The organism is Sphingomonas sp. BT-65, from assembly GCF_026107375.2.
In the GTDB taxonomy this organism is placed as follows: Bacteria; Pseudomonadota; Alphaproteobacteria; order Sphingomonadales; family Sphingomonadaceae; genus Sphingomonas.
The window spans coordinates 1,728,054-1,747,695 of record NZ_JAPCIA010000001.1; the positions used below are offsets into that span (position 1 = coordinate 1,728,054).

The window sequence follows — 19,642 nt, forward strand, 5'->3', positions numbered from 1 at the left end:
CGGTCCAGCCCTCAGTTCGCGGCGGCCTTGGCGGCGGCGCCGACGGACTCGGGCTTCACCACCTCGACAGGCAGGCCGAGGCTGTCAAGCTGCCCGCGGACCTTCGAGGCGTCGCCGACCACCACCCAGATGAAGCGTTTCGGGTCGATCGCCCCGCGTGCCGCAGCGTCAACCTGCGGCATGGTGAGCGAGCGATATTTTTTCGCCAGGCCGTCCTGATAATCGTCGGGACGGCGCATGAAGTCGTTCGCCTGCATCGCGCCGAGCACCGCGCCCGCAGTCTCGTATTGGCCGGCCATCTTGCGCACGCTGCTCAGCACCGAACGGTCGAACTCGGCCTGGGTCACACCCTTGGCCGACAGATAATCCCCGACCTCCTTCTGGATCTCGGCGATCGCCGGACCGGTCTTGTCGGCCTGCACCGGCGCAGAGACGGTGAACGGCACCGCATGCTCCATCCGCGCCACGCCGCCGCGCGCGCCGTACGACCAGCTCTTGTCCTCGCGCAGGTTCATGTTGATCCGCGAGAGGAAGTCGCCGCCCAGCACCTCGCTCGCGGTGCCCAGCGCGATCGGATCGGCGAAGGGATCGACCGGCGTCATCTGCGCGGCATAGATCAGCGACTGCGGCGAATCGGGCCGGTCGATCAGCACGATCCGGGGCGTGGTCTGCGCGGCCTTGGCGGCAAAGCTCTTGGTGCCCGGGGCACCCTCGCCCTGCCAGTCGCCGAAGCGCGCCTCGAACGCCGCCTTGACCTCGGCCAGCGGCCGGTCGGAGACCACGAAGATCTTCGCCTTGTCCGGCCGGATCCACGCCTTGTAATAGCCGACCAGGTCATCGCGGGTGAGCTTCTTCACCGCCTCGGGATCGCCGCCGATCGCGGCGGTCTTCGCATAGGGCGACTCCGCGCCGTAGAGCAGAGGCGGCATCGCCATCTGTGCGAGCCCCGCGGGGTTCGCCTTGATCTGCGCGATCTGCGCCAGCATCTGGCCGCGCACCCGCTCCAGCTCCGCGGCCGGGAAGCTCGGGTGCCGCGTGAGGTCCGCCATCAGCTCGAGCGAGCCGGCGAGGTTGGGGCTCGGGGTGAACATCGAGACATAGGCGCGGTCGGCGCTGCTGCCCGCGCTCACCCCCGCACCCAACCGCTCCTGCGCTTCGGCAATGGCGATCGAATCGCGTGTCGCCGTGCCCTCCTCGAGCAGCGCCAGCGCCATGCTCTCGGTGCCAAGCGCGGTCGGCACGTCCGACGCGGTGCCTGCATCGAAGCTGATCACCGCCTGAGTCACCGGCACCGCGTCGCGCTGGGCATAGACCAGCTCGATGCCGTTCGAGAGCCTGGTGCGGGTGACCGCCGGGAAGTCGATATCCTTGACCTCGGCCACCGCCGGCAGCGCGCCGCGTGTGCCCTTGAACGGCGCTTCGGCGGCCGCGGGCTTCTTCGCCGCGGCAACCGCCTCGGCATAGGCCTCACGCGGTCCCGGCTCGATCGTCAGCGCATAGGCCGGACGCGACAGCCATTTGGCGGCGACGTCGCGCGCCTGGCTCGGGGTCACCGCCGCCAGATCGGCGAGCTGTTTCTTGTAGAAGCCCGGGTCGTTCATGTAGAGCGCGCCCGAGGCGAGCGTAACCGCCTTGCCCCCAAAGCCGCCGACCGACTCGAGGCCGCGGATGCGCGACGAGGCAGTGCGCGTCTTGTAGCGCTCCAGCTCTTCGTTGGTCGGGCCGTGCTTGAGATAGTCGGCGATCAGCTCGTCGAGCCTTTTGCCGACCACCGCCGGATCGACGCCCGGGCGCACATCGGCCGAGATCAGCACCATGCCCGCCTGCGCGAGGCTCTGGTTGAAGGCGCCGACGCTGACCGCGAGCTTCTCCTTCTTGACCAGTGCGTTGTCGAGCCGCGAGCTGGCGAGCCCGCCGAGCACGCCGGTCGCGATGTCGAGCACGGTCGACTCCTTGTCGCGCATCCCCGGCACCGCCCACATGCGGTAGATGCGGGTGACGGCGACGCGGTCCTTCATCACCTCGGCCTTAGCCGCGGCGAGCGTCGGCACGTCGACCTTGGGATCGGCGATGTCAGCGCCCCTGGGAATCGCGCCGAAATATTTCTCGACCAGCGGCTTTGCGGTCGCGGCGTCGATATCGCCCGCCAGCACCAGCACGGCGTTGTTGGGCCCATAATATTGGCGGAACCAGTTCTTGACGTCATCGAGGCTGGCGGCGTCGAGATCGGCCATCGAACCGATCGTCGAGTGGCGATAGGGATGACCTTCCGGGAACAGCCCTTCGCTCACCTTGTAGCGCAGCAGGCCATAGGGCTGGTTGTCGCCCTGGCGCTTCTCGTTCTGGACGACGCCGCGCTGCTCGTCGAGCTTGCCCTGCGTCACCGCGCCGAGCAGGTAACCCATGCGGTCGCTCTCCAGGAACAGCGCACGGTCGAGCGCCGCACGCGGCACGGTCTGGAAATAGTTGGTGCGATCCGAATTGGTGGTGCCGTTATAGTCGGTCGCGCCGACTTCCTTCAAAGGCTCGAAGAACTCGCCCGGCGAATTCTCGGAGCCATTGAACATCAGATGCTCGAACAAATGCGCAAAGCCGGTCTTGCCCGCGGGCTCGTGCTTGGAGCCGACATTGTACCACACCGCGACGCCCACCACGGGCGCCTTGCGGTCGGTATGCACCACGACGCGCAGGCCATTGGCCAGCCGGAACTCCTCATAAGGAATGTCGACTCGCTTCACGAGTTCCGAAACCGGAACCGGCGCGGGCGCCTGCTGGGCATAGGCTGGCGCGCAAAGGACGACCGCGACCGCAGTCAGACTGGCAAAGACTGGCTTCATCGAGAATGACTTTCCGGAAACTTGTTTCGATGGAAACAGCATAGCCGCGCCGTCTTCCCGCGCAACGGACTTGTAAGCGGTTCCGCTTTGGTTACGCTGGCGACAATATAGGGGAATTCATGCGCCATATCCTGTTCACCGCCGCGCTGCTCGCGGCTGCCTCTCCGCTTGCTGCGCAAACCACCGACGAGTCCGCCTTCTCGCCCGAACAAGTGCGCGCGCATGTCGAGTTCCTCGCCGACGACCTGCTCGAGGGTCGCGACGCGGGCACGCGCGGCTACGATATCGCCGCGCTCTATGTCGCGAGCCGCTTCGACGCGCTCGGCCTAACGCCCGGCGGCACCAAGGGCTGGTACCAGCCGATCGAGTTCGTCCGCGCCAAGTTCAAGGACGGCGCCCCTGCAACCGTGACGATCGGCGGCAAGCCGTTCGTGAATGGCAGCGACGTGATGATGACCGCCTTCCCGCGCGAGGCGGACCAGCTGGTCGAGGCGCCGACGGTGTTCATCGGCTACGGCCTCGATTCCCCCGCGCACGGTTTCGACGACTATTCGGGGCTCGACGTGCGCGGCAAGATCGTCGTGCTGCTCTACGGCACGCCCGAGGGGCGGACATCGAGCGAGATCGCGGCGCATCTCAACTCCGAAAAGGCGAAGATGGCGGCGCGGCGCGGCGCGATCGGCGTCGTCACCCTCGCCACGCCCAAGCTCACCGGCCAGATGCCATGGAAGCGGCTCGCCGCCATGTCCGCCAGTTCACGCTATGTGTGGGTCGGCACCGACGGCAAGCCCTTCTCCTCCGCGCCCGAGATCCGCGCCACCGCCTATGCCCATGGCCCCGCTGCCGAAGCGCTGTTCGCCGGCGCGCCGATGAGCTGGAAGCGCGTCCTCGCCGCTGCCGCGCGCAAGGGGGCGATGCCGCGCGGCTTCGCGCTCAAGGCGCCGGTGCGGGTCGAGCGACACAGCGTGATCGAGAAGATGATCAGCCCGAACGTGGTCGGCGTGATCCCCGGCTCAGATCCGGCGCTGGCCAAGGAAGTGGTGATGCTCACCGCGCATCTCGACCATGACGGCGTCGATCCCAAGCTCGAGGGCGACAAGATCTACAACGGCGCGATGGACAATGCCGCAGGCATCGCGACGATGCTGGAGGTCGCGCGTGCCTTTGCCGAGAGCAAGCAACGCCCGAAGCGCACCGTGATGTTCGCCGCGGTGACCGCCGAGGAGGACGGGCTGCTCGGCTCGCAATATCTCGCCAAGCACCCGCTCGCACCCGCTGGCGGCAAGGTCGCCGCGGTGGTCAATCTCGACATGCCCGTGCTGACCTATGACTTCAGCGACGTGATCGCGTTCGGCGGCGAGCATTCGACGCTCGGCCCGATCGCCGATCGCGCGGTGGCCAGGGCCGGCATCAAGGTCTCGCCCGATCCGATGCCCGAACAGGGCGTGTTCACCCGCTCCGACCATTACAGCTTCGTGGTCGAGGGCGTCCCATCGATCATGCTCGCCACCGGCTTTGCCGGCGAGGGGCGCGAGAAGTTCATGGGCTTCCTGACCAAGACCTATCATCGCCCGCACGATGATTTGAGCCAGGGCTTCAACTGGCAGGCTGGCGCCAAGTTCGCGAAGATCAACTATCTGATCGCGCGCGAGATCGCCGACGGCACGGAGGCGCCGCGCTGGTATGCCAAGGACTTCTTCGGCGACACCTTCGCCCCTAGCCAGCCCAAAGCGCCGCGACCCGCAGGCACGGGCGCGCGGTAGTCCCGCGCGCCCGGCCCTGCGTCAGAACCCGGCCTTGAGCGTCACGAAGAACTGCTGCGGCGCGCCGACCATCAGCGTCTGGTTGTCGCCCGAGTTGCCGAAGCCGTTGGTGCCGATCGTCGACACATATTTCTTGTCGAACAGGTTGGTCGCGTTGCCCTGGATCTCCAGGTCATGCCCGCCCAGGTCGAACTTGTAGCCGAGCGTCGCGTCCACCACCACGCGCCCGTCGACCGACCGGTCGTTGGTATAGGTGAAGTAGCGCTTGCTCATATAGTTGGCGCCGACCCGCGCCGAGAAGCCGGAGCGCTCGAAGGTCGCCTCGCCCTTGAGCAGGTGGCGCGGCGCATCGACCACCGTCTTGCCCTTGGTCGCCGCGAGCAGCGCGCCCGCCGCGTTGACCACGTTATCGCGATAGGTCGAGTCATTGTAGCTGTACGACGCGAACAGCCCGAAACCGGCCGGCAGCTTGAACGCGCCCGTCGCCTCGAAGCCGACCGAGCGGACGTCGCCGACATTCTGCAGCGTCACCGGGTTGCCGACGATGCCGGCGCCGGTGGTCACGCCGAGCAGGCGGTTGCGGAAGTTGACGTAATAGCCCGCGAGCGAGCCGGTGAACGGCCCGGAGCGGAAGCGGCCGCCTAGCTCATAGGTATCCGACTGCTCGGGCTCGAGCTTGGTCGAACCGGAGAGCAGCGCGTCGAAGCCCGCCTGGGTCGTCGCGAACGGGCCCGTGGTCGCCGAGGAGACGAAGGCGCGCGTCACCTGGGTGAAGCCGCCGAACAGCTCGGCGCCGGCGCCCAGCCGGTAGTTGAACCCGGCGCTCGGCTGGAACCAGTCGGTGACCTTGATCTTGCCCGAAGCGAGGCTGCCCGCGACGATCGGATCGGCGGTGTTGCGGACGTCGAAACCCTTCCAGCCCAGATTGACCGTCAGATCGCCGAAGGTCAGCCGGTCCTGGACATAATATTGGATCGTGTCGGTGGTGTAATTATAGTCCCACTGCGTCGCGAACGGGTCCGACTGGAAGTCCAGGCTATCGCGATCCGGCGTGGTCCGGCCGCTCAGCGCGTAGAAGCGGCGCGCCTGCTGGAAATCGTTGCGCTCGTACCAGAAGCCGACGGTGACGTCGTTGAAGCCCAGCTGGCCGCCGATATTGCCGAACACGCCCTTGCGGTCGATGTCGTACTCGGTGGTGCGGATCGAGATCGGCGAATTACCCGCGCCGGGGCTCGGCACATAGGGCGTGTACCACAGGCCCTGGCCGTGGTTGTTGTGGTAATAGCCCTTGAGGCTGAAGCGCACCGCGCTGCCCTCGCCGCTCTCGATGCCGAACGAGGCGAGCCAGTCGCGGCGCAGGCCAGCGGCATCGAAATAGGCGTCGTCAACGGTGGCGAACGGCGCCGGATAGACGGTGCCCGCCCCGGGATTGCTCACCGGCGCGCCGGTGTCGCCGCGGTTGTTGGCGATATCGGCGATGCGCACCGCCAGCGCATAGTCGTTCGAGATATTGTCCCAATCATAGCCGAGCCGGTCGATCATGCCGAGCGACAGGTCCTGGTAATCGTTCTCGCGGCGGTCGGAGTAGCTCAGCGTGCCGGCGATGCGGACATCGCCGACCGGCGCGACCAGCTTGGCGTTGACCTGGTTGGTGCGCTGCGAACCCCAGCCCTTCCACTTGTCCATGTCGGAATAAACATAGGAGACATAGCCCGCGACCCCGCCGCCGAGATCGCCGGTATCGATGCGGCCGAACAGGCGCACCGTGTTCTCGCTGCCATAGGTGCCCTCGCCGCGCAGGCCGAAATCGCTCGACGGATCGCGCGAGAAGAATTCCAGGGTGCCACCCAGATTATTGGTCGCCTGAGTCCCGAGCGATCCGGCGCCCTGCGACACGCGCACTTCGCCGATATTCTCGCTGGTGATGGCGCGGCTGATGTGGAGGCCGTTGACGTTGCCATAGCTGGCGTCGCCCAGCGGAATGCCGTCGAGCGTGAAGCCAAGCTGGTTCTGGTTGAAGCCGCGGATCGCGACGCGCTGCGCCCATTCATAATTGCCGAACGGATCGGCCGATTGGAAGTTGACGCTCGGCAGCTTCTCGATCGCCTTGAGCGGACTGGTCCCCGCGGCAAGCACGCCAATGTCCTCGAAGCCGAGCTGCTGCACCTGGCGCGTCTCGCCCCGGCCGATCACGACGATCTCGCCCTGATCGCCGGTGTCGTCCGCAGGCGTCTCGGCCGCGGGCGTCTCGGCGGGCGCCGCATCGCGTGCGAAGGCGGTGCCGGACATGAGGATGGAAGTGCCGGCCAGCAGCCATGCAAGGTTACGCATCGTTTGTTTTCCCCGAATGATCGGCATGGGCCCTGCGCCCATGTTGCGGTGCGGCTAGGCGGGATGCGTTGCGGCATCGGGTATGGCGGGTGACAGTTTCGCGTCGTCCCCATTGCAACCTTGCGACATCCATCGGATCGCGGTGGGAGACCCGGCGTTTGCTATTCCGGCCGCCCCGCCCCTAAGGTGCGATGCTGCGAGAAATCGCCCCTTGCGTGACAAAAATGCAACACCATTTGTCGGGACAGGCTGAACAGGGACACGCATGAACCTCGAAAAATTCACCGACCGCGCCAAGGGCTTCCTCCAGTCGGCGCAGACCGTCGCGATCCGGCTCAACCACCAGCGGATCAGCCCCGAACATATCCTGAAGGCGCTGCTCGAGGACGAGCAGGGCATGGCCGCTGGCCTGATCCAGGCCGCGGGCGGCGACGCCAAGCGTGCGACGAGCGAGATCGATCTCGCGCTGTCACGCGTGCCCGCCGTCACCGGCAGCGGCGCGCAGCAGGCGCCGGGCCTCGACAATGACAGCGTCCGCCTGCTCGATTCCGCCGAGCAGATCGCCAACAAGGCCGGCGACAGCTTCGTCACGGTCGAGCGCATGCTGCTCGCACTCACCCTCGCCTCGAACACCAATGCCGGCCGCGCGCTCGCCGCCGCGGGGCTCAAGGCCGATGCGCTCAATGCCGCGATCAACCAGCTGCGCGGCGGCCGCACCGCCGACACCGCGGGCGCCGAGGACCGCTACGACGCGCTCAAGAAGTTCGCCCGCGACCTGACGCAAGCCGCCAGGGACGGCAAGCTCGATCCCGTGATCGGCCGCGACGAGGAAATCCGCCGCACCATCCAGATCCTCGCCCGCCGCACCAAGAACAACCCGGTGCTGATCGGCGACCCCGGCGTCGGCAAGACCGCGATCGCCGAGGGCCTGGCGCTGCGCATCGCCAATGGCGACGTGCCCGACACGCTCAAGGACCGCGCGCTGATGTCGCTCGACATGGGCAGCCTGATCGCGGGCGCCAAATATCGCGGCGAGTTCGAGGAACGCCTCAAGGGCGTGCTCGACGAGGTGAAGGCCGCCGAGGGCCATATCATCCTGTTCATCGACGAAATGCACACGCTGATCGGCGCGGGCAAATCCGAGGGCGCGATGGACGCGGGCAATTTGCTCAAGCCGGCCCTCGCCCGTGGCGAACTGCACTGCATCGGCGCGACTACGCTCGACGAGTATCGCAAATATGTCGAGAAGGACGCCGCGCTCCAGCGCCGCTTCCAGCCGGTGTTCGTCGGCGAGCCGACGGTCGAGGACACGATCTCGATCCTGCGCGGGCTCAAGGAGAAATACGAGCTGCACCATGGCGTGCGCATCACCGACGGCGCGATCGTCTCCGCGGCGACGCTCAGCAACCGCTACATTTCCGACCGCTTCCTGCCCGACAAGGCGATCGACCTGATGGACGAGGCCGCCTCGCGCATCCGTATGGAGGTGGAGAGCAAGCCCGAGGAGATCGAGACCCTCGACCGCCGCATCATGCAGTTGCAGATCGAGCGCGAGGCATTGCGCAAGGAGAGCGACCAGGCGTCGAAGGACCGGCTGGCGGCGCTCGAATCCGAGCTCGCCAATCTCGAGCAACAGTCCACCGAGCTCACCCAGCGCTGGCAGGCCGAGAAGGACAAGATCGCGGGCGAGGCGAAGCTCAAGGAACAACTGGAGCATGCCCGGCTCGAGCTCGAACAGGCGCAGCGTGCCGGCGACCTCGCCAAGATGGCAGAGCTCAACTACGGCACCCTTCCCGAGCTGACCAAGAAGCTGGAGGAAGCGCAGGCCTCGACCGGCCCGGCGATGCTGCGCGAGGAAGTCACCGCCGATGACATCGCCGCGGTGGTCAGCCGCTGGACCGGCATCCCGGTCGACCGCATGCTCGAAGGCGAGCGCGAGAAGCTGCTCGCGATGGAGGAACAGCTCGGCAAGCGCGTGATCGGTCAACAGGCGGCGGTGAAGGCGGTGTCGACGGCGGTGCGCCGCAGCCGCGCCGGGCTGCAGGACCCGAACCGTCCGCTCGGCTCGTTCCTGTTCCTCGGGCCCACCGGCGTCGGCAAGACCGAGCTGACCAAGGCGCTCGCCGAATTCCTGTTCGACGATCCGCACGCGATGGTGCGCATCGACATGAGCGAGTTCATGGAGAAGCACTCGGTCGCCCGGCTGATCGGCGCGCCTCCCGGGTATGTCGGTTATGAGGAAGGCGGCGTGCTCACCGAAGCCGTGCGCCGCCGCCCCTATCAGGTCGTGCTGTTCGATGAGGTCGAGAAGGCGCATGGCGACGTCTTCAACATCCTGCTCCAGGTGCTCGACGACGGCCGCCTCACCGATGGCCAAGGCCGCACGGTCGATTTCACCAACACGATCATCGTGCTGACGTCGAACCTCGGCAGCCAGTTCCTGACCCAGCTCGATGAGGGGCAGGACGTGGCGAGCGTCGAGCCGCAGGTAATGGAAATCGTCCGCGCGCATTTCCGGCCCGAGTTCCTCAACCGGCTCGACGAGATCGTGCTGTTCCACCGGCTCGGCCGCAGCGAGATGGCGCCGATCGTCGACATCCAGGTCGCCCGGCTCGGCAAGCTGCTCGCTGATCGCAAGATCAAGCTCGACCTCACGCCCGAGGCGCGCGACTGGCTCGGCCGCGTGGGCTACGACCCGGTCTATGGCGCGCGGCCTTTGAAGCGCGCGGTGCAGCGCTACCTCCAGGACCCGCTCGCCGACGCGATCCTGCGCGGCGACGTCAAGGATGGCGCCACGGTGAAGGTCGGAGAAGGCGATGGCGAGTTGGTGCTGACCCCAGCCTGAGCCGTTTGACAAGGGCAGCGGCAGCGGGCAGCCATCGCGCGATGGCTGCCCTTGCCGATCCCGACTTCGCGCTGCATCCCGGCATCGACGCCGCCGCGCTGACGATCGCCTATCGCGCGACCGGGCGCATCTCGATCGAACCGTTCCTGACCGAGACAGCAGCAGCCGCGCTGCGCGATCACCTCGTGGCCCGCAAGGACTGGATGCTGGTGATGAATGCCGGCGAGAAGGTCTATGAGATGCCGCGCACCGCCGCCGCGGCGCTCACCGCCGACCAGCGCGCCACGCTCGACCGCAAGATCGGCGAATCCGCGCTGCACGACTTCCAGTATCGCTACGAGAGCATCCGCGTCGCGGACGATCCCGGCGTGCGCGGCGCGACTCTGCTCGAACGGTTCGCGGCCTTCCTGTCCTCGCCGCAAGTGATCGAGCTGCTGCGCGGAGTCACCGGCGCGCCGGTCGAGTTTGCCGACGCCCAGGCCACCGCTTACGGCCCCGGCCATTTCCTCACCCGCCACGACGACGATGTCGAAGGCAAGGGGCGCCACGCCGCCTATGTGCTGGGCCTGACGCCGGGCTGGCGCGCCGAATGGGGCGGGCTGCTGCTGTTCCACCGGGGCGAGCGCGATATCGATCACGGCTTCGCCCCCGCCTTCAACGCGCTGCGCCTGTTCGCCGTCCCGGCGGTGCACAGTGTCAGCCATGTCTGGCCCTATGTGCCGGAGCCGCGCCTGTCGGTGACCGGCTGGCTGCGCTCGCACGCGGCGACCGCACGCCCTTGATTCGCGCGTCCGCATGGCGGAAAATGCGCCATGCGCCTCAACCAGCCGCTGCTGAAGCTTCCCAAGGCCTTCGATGCCGACCGGCTCGCCGCCGAAGTGCGCGCGCTGCCCGCGACCGCGTGGCTGCCGCATCCCGGCAACTATCCCGGCAACGATGCGGTGCTGCTGGTGACCCCCGAGGGCCAGATGACCAACGGCTTCACCGGCCAGATGGCGGCGACCGATCATCTGCACGCCTGCCCCTATGTCATGGAAGTGATGGGCGAGATCGGCGCTGTATGGGGCCGCAGCCGGCTGATGGGCCTCGGCCCCGGCGCGGTGGTGCCGCCGCATGTCGACGTCAACTATCACTGGCGCACGCATACGCGCATCCATGTGCCCATCATCACCAACCCGCAGGTGCGCTTCACCGTCGGTGAGCAAAGCGTGCACATGGCACCGGGCGAATGCTGGGTGTTCGATTCCTTCCAGATGCACAATGTGCGCAACGGCGGCACCGAGAAGCGCGTCCACCTCGTGCTCGACACGGTCGAGGGCGAGGAAATATGGGACCTGATTGACGCAGCCAACAACGGTACCGCGCCGCCCCCGACCCGCCCGCCGCGGCCGCTACGGTTCGAGACCGTCGACATGCACAAGATCATGTCGCCCTGGGAAGTGCGCTGCCACATCGCCTTCCTCATCGACTATGTGCTGCCCAATCCCCGGCTGGAGGCCGTGCTCAACCGCCTCGACCGCTTCGCCGCGGCGTGGAGCTCGGCCTGGTCGGAATATGAGGGCTCGCCTGCCGGCCTCCCCGAATATCGCCGCCTGATCGCGGCCTTGCGGCAGGACCTGATGGCGAGCGGCGGCGGCAACCTGCCGCTGCAGAACCAGGTGCCGCTGGCGCGCGCGCTCGGCGAGCTGATCCTCGACGTCGCCGCGCCCGATCCCGCACCGGGCGGCACCGCCGTCCGCCTTGCTTCCTGAAGCTCACCGCATGATCATCTCGCATCGCCACCGCTTCGTCTTCACCGCGATTCCCAAGACGGGCACGCATTCGGTCCGCCAGGCGCTGCGCGAGCATCTCGGCCCCGACGATCTCGAGCAGGTCCGCCTGTTCGTGGAGAAGCGCTTGCCCTGGCCCGAGCTCGCCCGGCTCGGCCACGGCCATATCAGCCTGGCGGAGCTGCGCCCGGTGCTGGGCGAAGAGATGTTCGGCGGCTATTTCAAGTTCGCCTTCGTCCGCAATCCGTTCGAGCGCTTCGTCTCCTATTGCGCCTTCGCGACCAGCCAGCAGGGGACGTTCGACCACGATCCCCAGGGCGTGATGCGCCACTTCCTGTTCGTGGCGCCGCCGCACCACCATATCGTCTTCCGCCCGCAGCACAGCTTCGTCTGCGCGCCCGATGGCACCCTGCTCGCCGACCAGCTCGGCCGGGTCGAGGAGATGCAGGCGGGCTATGATGCGATCGGCGAGCGGATCGGCATCCCGTCGGCGCCGCTCGGCCGCGCCAACAGCTCGAAGCACGCCGACTACCGCAGCTATTACGACCAGCAGCTCAAGGACGGTGTCGCCCGGCTCTACGCCCGCGACCTCGAGCTGTTCGGCTACGAGTTCTGAGCGAGGCCGCCCATGTACCCCAACCCGTATCCCAACCCGCGCAAGACCCAGTCCATCCGCCGCCTCGGCCCGGTCGAGATCGGCGCGCTCCGCGCCGCGGTCGCCGCGGTTCCCGAGGCGCTGTGGGATGCCGAGAATGCCGGCAAGCCCAACAAGTTCGAAGCGCTCGATTCCACCCGCCACATCGTCTTCCGCTTCGTCTCCAACCTGCGCGACTGGCGCGAGAGCTATGACCGGCCGCTCTGGGCGGAATGGCGGCCGCTGCTGGAACCGGTGCTTGCCGCCGCAACCGCGCCCTATGGCTATGCCCGCGGCGCCTTTCCGCGCGTGATGCTCGCGCGCATGCGCCCCGGCGGCGTGATCCAGCCGCACCGCGACGCCAATCCGGCGGCGAAATGGCCGCACAAGATCCATGTGCCGCTCGAGACCAATGATGCGGTGACCTTCTTCGTCGACGGCGTCGGCCATCATTTGCCCGTCGGGGAAGCGGTGGAGGTCAACAATATGGGCGTGCACGCCGTCACCAACGCCGGCGCGACCGACCGCATCCACCTGATCTTCGAATATTACGATCTCGACCAGTCCGAGCCCGAATGGCTCGCGGCGGTCACCGCCGCGGCGCAGGGCGCGGCCTGACCGGGCTCAGTTGCCCTTTTCGATGCTGATCGTCGGCTTGTTGAAGTCCTGCTGCGCCTGCCGCTTCGCATTCTCGCTCATCTCTTCCCACACCGCGCGGGTGTGGCAGATCTTCTTCTTGAAGCGGGTGGCGGTGCGCGACTGATATTTGCAGACCATTTCCTCTTCGGCATCCGAAGCGGACGTGGCGGGCTGAACGGCCTGCGCCGGCGCGGCAGCCAGCACGGCAAGGGCGATTAGGAGGGACATCGTCGACGGCCTCGTTGTGATATCGGCCACAATCATACCTGAAACGCAACGCGCTTCAATCACGCCGTGCCGGCACTCTCCGCGGTGGCCGGCAGCTCGTAGCCGAAGCGGCGCACCCACGGCTCGAGCACCGGGAGCGTCCACCACATCTTGTCGGCATAGCGCTCCCACCGCCCGCTGGCGCGGCGATAGACCTTCTCGGTCACCTGCGCATAGCTCGGCGTGCGGATATAGCCGCGCGCGGTGGCGGTGCGCTGATGGTCGAGCAGTTCGCCCTCCCAGGGGAGGCCGAGGAAGGCGATCACCGGACGCAGCGCGGCCTCGGCATCGGCGACCATGTCCTCGTAGCGGATTTCCTGGACCTCGACCGGCAGCAGTGCGCGGCACTGCTCCCAATAGGCGAAGATGCGGTCATAGGTACGGCTGGCATTGTCGAGGTCGAGGAAGCTCGACATCGCCTCGGTCGGCTTGAAATTCTGCATGTAACAGCTCAGCACGACGTCGCACGGGTGGCGCAGCGCCAGGATGATCTTCGCGTCCGGGAATAGGCGGTGGATCAGCGGCAGCCGGATCATCGACAGCGGGTTCTTGTCGATGATCAGCGTGTCGCGGGTCGGCGGCGGCGACGCCTTGTCGACCTCGGCGAAGTAGAGCGCGCGCAAGTCGCGAATCGCGGCGGCGTCGAGCTCGGCGATGCGCTCGAACGGGCCGACCTCCTCGGCGATCTTCTCCAGGATCGGCACTTCCTCCAGCACATGCGTGCCGCTGTGGCCCATCAGCAGCGTGTCGAGCAGCGTCGTGCCCGAGCGCGGGAAGCCGACCAGGAACACCGGCGAAGGACGATCGCCCGGCTCCGGGCCCTGCTTCCACCGCGCGAGCCACTCTGCATTGGTCTGCTCGGCGAGCCCATCGATGCCGCGGCGATAGGCGCCACGGTCGGCGCCTGCCGCCAACGGCGTTTCGCCCATGATGCGGTTCATTTCCTGAAAGGCCAGGAACGCCTCGTCGATCAGCCCGAGCCGGTCGGCGAGCTGCCCGCGGAACTGCGCGACGGCGGCGGGATGGATCGCGCGCGACTGGGTCAGCCGCACCAGCTCGAGCGCCTTTTCGGTCTCGCCCCGGCGGTTGGCCGACAGCGCCCGCAGATAGTCGAGCTCGGGTCCCGTCGCGCCTGCGCGCTCGGCTTGTGCGATCAGCGCATCGAGTTCCTCGACCCGGTTGGCCTTCTCGAGCAGGATGCCGAGATCGAGATAGCTGGCCGCGCTCGCCGGGCCGGCGCGCAGCGCGAAGCGGAACGCCTGCTCGGCCTTTTGCGGGTCGGACAGGTCGCTGAACGCCAACCCCATTGCGGTAAAGATGCGCGGATCGCGTGAATCGAGCTTCGCGGCGGCGCCCAGCGCCATCAGCGCGCGCGTCGGGTGGTCGATCGCGGTGAGCATCCGCCCCAGCTCGAGCAGCGGCGCGGGATCCTTGGGCGCGAGCAGCGCCGCGCGCTCCATCGTCACGCAGGCTTCCTCGTGCCGCTCCGCTGCGGCCAGCACGCGGGCGATGTTGACGTGAACTTCGGACGACTGCGAATTCAACTCGCGCGCGCGCTGAAGCGCGCTCAGCGCACCATTCATGTCGCCGAGCTCGAAGCGCGCATTGCCGAGATTGTTCCACGCTTCGAAATCATCGGGCCGTTCGACCGTCAGCGCTTCGTAGAGCCACAGCGCCTCGGGACCGCGTCCCTGGGTGCGCAGAATGTCCGCTTTCATGCGCTGGAGGTCGGGCGAGTTCGCCGCCACGGGGCCGTCACAGAGCGCCATGGCCTCGTCGATCTGGCCTAGCGCCATCAGCGTCTTGGCCAGGTTGATCCGGTTGTCGGCGGTATCGCCGCCGCTGGCGATCGCGCGGCGGAAATAGGCTGCGCCACTCTTGAGATCCCCCGCCTGGCTGCTCGCCACGCCCAGAAACTGGAGGATCGCGGCGTTGTTCTGCTGCGCGCGCAACGCCCCTTCGCCCAGCGCCCGCGCCGCCGGATAGTCGCCGCGCGTAAATGCCGCCATCGCAGCGTTCATCTGCTCAGCAATCGTCTTCATCGCTGCCGCCTAAAGCATTTTCCAGTCAGATGAAATCGTCTGACGACACGGAAAATGCGGAACAGAAAAACACAAAAAGAGGGCGGGAAACCAGTCCCGCCCTCCTTCAAGTCGCTGTGTCGCCGTCAGAACTTCAGGCGTGCCGACACATAGGCGCGGCGCCCGATCACGTCGTAGGTCGACGGGTCGGTGCCCGACTGAACGTTCGGCGCGTAGGTCGGCGGCTGGCGGTCGAAGGCGTTGTTGACACCCAGACGCAGCGTCATGTTCTCGACCTCGCCCTGCACCGCGAAGTCGAAATACCACACCGATTCCGGCCCGGTGAACGTCTCGCCGATATACTGGCGCGCCGCGCGGTTCTCCATATCGGCGATGTAGCGCACGCGGGTGTGGAACGAGAGCTCCTCGTTGAAGTTCCAGCCCATGTTCAGCGTCCCCTTCCACTCGGGGAAGCTGGTGCCGAGACCAGCGCCGAAATAGGAAGCGGTGCCGGCATAGTCCGTCTTCAGGCCGCCGAGACCGGTGACCTTGAAGTCGAACAGATAGTTGAGCAGCAGGTTGAAGTTGATCGCCGACGCCGGGCCGACGAACTCGGTCGGCAGGCGATAGCCGAGCTGGAAGTCGATGCCCGAAGTCTTGACCGATCCCTGGTTGACGAACTGGAAGTAACCGGTCGCGGGATCGCCGCCCAGGCTCGGCGGCAGATAGATGCCGCTGATGTTGTTGCCCGAACGCGCGATACCCTGACAATAGGGGCTCGTCGCGCTGAGGCTCGAGTTGAGGTCGTTATAGCCATAGCACGACGCGATGATCTCGTTCACGTCAGGTGCGAAGATCGTGTCGTTGATCTTGATGTTGTAATAGTCGATCGAGCCCGTGAAACCGGCGAAGTTGAACACCGCGCCGACGGTGAAGGCGTCCGATTTCTCCGGCTTCAGGTTCGGATTGCCCGTGGCGGTGATGAACGCCTGCGCACCCGGAGTCGCGACGAAGCTGTTGAGCGTCGCCGCGCCCACGCCGCCGATACCCGCATTCTGGCAGATGCTCGCCGCAGCCGCGCCGCCGGTCGTACGGAAGTTGGTGTTGAACGAGCACGGATCGAAGATCTGCGGGAAGCTGCCGCCGCCCGAGAACAGCTCGCCGAAGTTCGGCGCGCGGACCGAGTGCTGATAGCTGCCGCGCAGACGGACTTCCGGGATCGGCGCCCAGGTGAGCGTGCCGCCATAAGCCCAATCGCTCGACGACTCGCCGTCGATGCCGTTCTGGATGTCGTTGAAGTCGCTCTTCGAATGACGCGCGGTGAGCGAGAGCTCGAGCGTCTCAGCCCAAGGTGCGTTCTTGGCGAGCGGAATCAGCGCCTCGCCGAAGAAGTCGAGGAAGCTGTTGGTGCCGAGGTCCGGCGTGCTGGTGTTGAAGCCAGCAATCGGACCGAACAGCGAGCCCGGATCGAACTCGTAGCGGAAATCGCGCTTCTCGACGCCGAACGCCACCGACAGCGGACCCGCCGGAAGCTCGACCAGTTCGCCGGTGACATAGGCCTGGGCGATCTTCTGGGTGAAGGTCGTCTTGGTCACGCCGGTTTCATTGACGAAGTCGACGCAGTCCTGCGAGAGCGGCTGGATGCCGAACGGGTTGAAGCCACCGTCGCAGAGGCTGGCACCGCCATCGCTAACCCCGCCAGGGGCGGATTCGAGCAGCTCCTGCACGCGCTGCACGTTGACGTTGCCGCGCGCCTCCTGGTCGATGACCGTCTTGCCCCACGAGTAATAGGCCTCGTAGCGCCAGCCGTCCGCGATCTCGCCGCGCAGACCGGCAAGGCCCTGGATTACCTCGTTCTCGAACGCCTGCTCGCGCAGGCCGGTGCCGAGGAAGCGATAGCCGATGCGGATGCCCTCGGTAGCGCCGCTACCCGCCAGATTGGGGTCGTTGCCAACGCGCGTATTGAGCAGCGTCCGCAAATCGTTCGAAACGAACCTGTTGTTCACCGGCACGACGAAGCCGGTGATACGTCCCGGCGTCACGCCCGCACCCGCGCCGCTGTCGTGAACGAGGTTCACGAGCGAGGAGCGTGCGTTGAGAACCGACGCGTTGCTGCCCACGCCGACGATGCCGGTGCTGACCGGGGTCGGCGCGAGCGCGGTGGACGACTTGTAGTTGGTGTACGCCCCCTGGACGAACACTTCGAACGACGGGTTGATCTCGTAGTTCGCACGCGTGAACGCCGAATAACGCTCCAGCGGGAGCACGAGGATGTTCACGATGTCGAAGTTGTAGCTGTAGAAATCGGGGAAATAGTTGAGGTTCGGGTTCGCCGGCGAATCGAGTGCGTAGCGGAAGTTCGTGACATCGCGCGGGTCGTTGAAGGTACCGCGCCCGAACAGCGTGCCGTCGGAATTGAAGCCGAGCAACGTGGTCGTGGGGATGTCCTTTGCCGCCGAGCCATAGCCCTGGAACAGTGCAGTAACCGCCGCCTGGCTGATCGGGTTGGCCGCGCTGTCGGTGAACGAGCCGGTCGGGAACGAACCCGTGGTCGAGGTCGCCTGCGCCGCGAACGCGCGCTGCGCCTTGATCAGGCCCTGGCGATCCGCATATTCGACCGACAGCGCGAAGTTGCCGCGATTGTCGGCGAAATTGCCGCCGATCGTGCCGCTGATCTGGAGCTCGCGCGCGTCGGTCTGCGGGATCGAGTTCGAGTAGGTGGCGCGAAGGTCGATGCCCTCGAAATCGTCCTTGAGGATGACGTTGACCACGCCCGCGATCGCGTCCGCACCATAGGCCGCGCCGGCGCCGCCGGTGGTGACTTCGATGCGCTCGATCAGGCCCTGCGGAATGGTGTTGAGGTCGACCGCCATGGTCGTCGCCGACACCATCGGACGGCGGCCGTCGATCAGCACCAGGTTGCGGTTCGAGCCGAGGCCGCGAAGGTCGATGTTCGACTGGCCGTTGTTGCCCGGGTTGTTCGAGGTGGTCGTGCCGGCCGGGTTCACCTGCGGCAGCGTGTTGAGGAAGGTATCGAGCGTGACGTCCGCGTTCTGGGTCGTCTCTTCACCCGAGACCACCGCCACCGGGCTGTTCGAATCGAGGTTGGGACGGACGATGCGCGAACCGGTGACGACGACGGTGTCCTCTTCGGTCGGTGTCGCAGTCTCGGTTTGCGCGAAAGCGGGCACTGCGAACATCGTGCCGCTGATCAGCAGCGTCGAAGTCAACAGGCGCGTACGTGCCATCGATACCATAATAGTAGCACCCCTTTGTGCGGGCGTTTTCCGCCCTTGTTGATTGCGCAGGAGGGACCTCACGCAAGATTATGACACCATAAGTCTGGGTCTGGCGCGCGCACAATGGCGTTCGAGGGGGCAGCGTCATTTGTAATCGCGACGTGACAAAAACGTCACACTCGCAACCATCCTGCGTTCAGTCGGCCGTCACCGGCATCGATCCGGCGAGCAGTAGCGGGTCGATCCGCGCGCCGTTCCACTTCATTCCCCAGTGGAGATGCGGCCCGGTGGCGCGCCCGGTCGCGCCCACCGCGCCCACGGTCTGACCCCGCCGTACCACCTCGCCGACCTTCACGTCGATGCGCGAGAGGTGGAGGAAGGCGCTGTTGAGGCCCATGCCATGGTCGAGCATCAGCAGCCTGCCCTCGAGCGTGAACGGCGCCTGCGCCGCCAGGATCACCACCCCGTCCGCCGGCGCGAGCACGGGCGTGCCGCTCGGCCGCGCGACATCGACGCCCGAATGGTAGGCGCCGGGCTCGCCCTTGTAGATGCGCTGCGAGCCGAACAGGCCCGAGATGCGCCCGGTCACCGGCCACATGAAACGTTGCCGCCAGCCCTGCGAGGGCGAGCGGATCGCGCGCGCCGTGCTCATCTGGGCGAGCTCGCCCGGACGACGGCGCTGAAACTCCGCGGTCGGCTGCGAATAGCGCGGCAGCGTATTGAGCCGCTCGATCCGCCAGGCGCGCGGCTGTACCGTAAGCGTGCGCCGCATTGCGCTGCCATCGACCCGCGTCGCGACGATCGCAGCCGCAGGCCCCGCGTCGCGGTCGAACGCGATGAGGAAACGGCCGTCCGCCGCGACCGGCACATCCTGGCCATTGAAGCTCAGCCGGCTGGTCAGCGCGGGCGCGGTGCCGAGCACGGTGCCGCCCTGGATCATCGGCCCGTCGAACGCGAAGTCGTTGCGCGCGGCGGAAGCGCGAGCCTGCCCCGCCGCAGCGTCCGCGGGTGCCAGCGCGGCGGGAATGGCGGCCGTCAGGCCAAGGGCGGCGCTCGCGATGACAAGCCCCCCCGTTGCCTTCATGGCGTCATCATCGCCCGCGTCGCGATTTCGGCCGTGGCATAGGGCTCCTGCTTCTCGACGCTCCAGTAGCGCAGCGCCTCGAGCGGGATCTTCTCGCCGCTCACCGCGCACACGACATGGTCGCCGGGCGCGAGCACGCGAAAGCCGTTCGCCATATAGTGGAGCCGCGCCGGGCGGGCGGTGTTGGACGACATCAGCATAAGCGCACTCGTT

The 19,642-nt window shown here is 66.9% G+C and carries 13 protein-coding genes; 6 read left to right on the forward strand and 7 right to left on the reverse strand.

Annotated features, from left to right (window positions below; all coding sequences use genetic code 11):
* Positions 1-11: 11 nt before the first annotated feature.
* Positions 12-2,837 (reverse strand): M16 family metallopeptidase, encoded by a 2,826-nt coding sequence (locus OK349_RS08270; protein WP_265117340.1) that lies wholly within the window; start codon positions 2,835-2,837, stop codon positions 12-14.
* Between the two features lie 119 nt (positions 2,838-2,956).
* Between OK349_RS08270 and OK349_RS08275 the strand changes: the two genes are divergently transcribed.
* Positions 2,957-4,600: a M28 family metallopeptidase gene (locus OK349_RS08275; protein ID WP_265117341.1), complete on the forward strand. Its 1,644-nt coding sequence runs from the start codon at positions 2,957-2,959 to the stop codon at positions 4,598-4,600.
* Between the two features lie 21 nt (positions 4,601-4,621).
* Here the strand turns inward: OK349_RS08275 and OK349_RS08280 are convergent, their stop codons facing one another.
* Positions 4,622-6,931, reverse strand: a complete 2,310-nt coding sequence (locus OK349_RS08280) for a TonB-dependent receptor (RefSeq protein ID WP_265117342.1) — start codon at positions 6,929-6,931, stop codon at positions 4,622-4,624.
* Positions 6,932-7,196: 265 nt separating this feature from the next.
* Between OK349_RS08280 and clpB the strand changes: the two genes are divergently transcribed.
* The 5 genes from clpB to OK349_RS08305 are packed head-to-tail and all read left to right on the forward strand — an operon-like array spanning position 7,197 to position 12,797.
* On the forward strand, positions 7,197-9,776 hold the full coding sequence (gene clpB / locus OK349_RS08285; protein WP_265117343.1) for an ATP-dependent chaperone ClpB: 2,580 nt from the start codon (positions 7,197-7,199) through the stop codon (positions 9,774-9,776).
* 41 nt (positions 9,777-9,817) lie between these two features.
* Entirely contained in the window at positions 9,818-10,558 is a 741-nt protein-coding gene (locus OK349_RS08290; protein WP_265117344.1) for a 2OG-Fe(II) oxygenase, read from the forward strand.
* Positions 10,559-10,588: 30 nt separating this feature from the next.
* Positions 10,589-11,527 carry an aspartyl/asparaginyl beta-hydroxylase domain-containing protein gene (locus tag OK349_RS08295; protein WP_265117345.1) on the forward strand — a complete coding sequence of 313 codons (939 nt, stop codon included), beginning with the start codon at positions 10,589-10,591 and terminating at the stop codon, positions 11,525-11,527.
* 10 nt (positions 11,528-11,537) lie between these two features.
* Entirely contained in the window at positions 11,538-12,161 is a 624-nt protein-coding gene (locus OK349_RS08300; protein ID WP_265117346.1) for a sulfotransferase family protein, read from the forward strand.
* A gap of 12 nt (positions 12,162-12,173) precedes the next feature.
* Complete coding sequence (locus OK349_RS08305; RefSeq protein WP_265117347.1) at positions 12,174-12,797, forward strand: aspartyl/asparaginyl beta-hydroxylase domain-containing protein; 624 nt, start codon at positions 12,174-12,176, stop codon at positions 12,795-12,797.
* 6 nt (positions 12,798-12,803) lie between these two features.
* On the opposite strand, the gene OK349_RS08310 is transcribed toward OK349_RS08305, so the two are convergent.
* The 5 genes from OK349_RS08310 to OK349_RS08330 all read right to left on the reverse strand — a co-directional run bounded on the left by OK349_RS08310 (position 12,804) and on the right by OK349_RS08330 (position 19,629).
* Positions 12,804-13,046 (reverse strand): hypothetical protein, encoded by a 243-nt coding sequence (locus tag OK349_RS08310; RefSeq protein WP_265117348.1) that lies wholly within the window; start codon positions 13,044-13,046, stop codon positions 12,804-12,806.
* 59 nt (positions 13,047-13,105) lie between these two features.
* A complete protein-coding gene (locus OK349_RS08315; protein WP_265117349.1) occupies positions 13,106-15,127 on the reverse strand; it encodes a tetratricopeptide repeat-containing sulfotransferase family protein in 2,022 nt (673 codons plus the stop codon).
* 125 nt (positions 15,128-15,252) lie between these two features.
* Positions 15,253-18,354 carry a TonB-dependent receptor domain-containing protein gene (locus tag OK349_RS08320; RefSeq protein WP_265117350.1) on the reverse strand — a complete coding sequence of 1,034 codons (3,102 nt, stop codon included), beginning with the start codon at positions 18,352-18,354 and terminating at the stop codon, positions 15,253-15,255.
* 187 nt (positions 18,355-18,541) lie between these two features.
* Entirely contained in the window at positions 18,542-19,429 is an 888-nt protein-coding gene (locus tag OK349_RS08325; RefSeq protein WP_265117351.1) for a M23 family metallopeptidase, read from the reverse strand.
* Entirely contained in the window at positions 19,426-19,629 is a 204-nt protein-coding gene (locus tag OK349_RS08330) for a DUF2093 domain-containing protein (RefSeq protein ID WP_372340543.1), read from the reverse strand. Before OK349_RS08330 ends, OK349_RS08325 begins: the two co-directional genes overlap by 4 nt.
* Positions 19,630-19,642 lie beyond the last annotated feature (13 nt).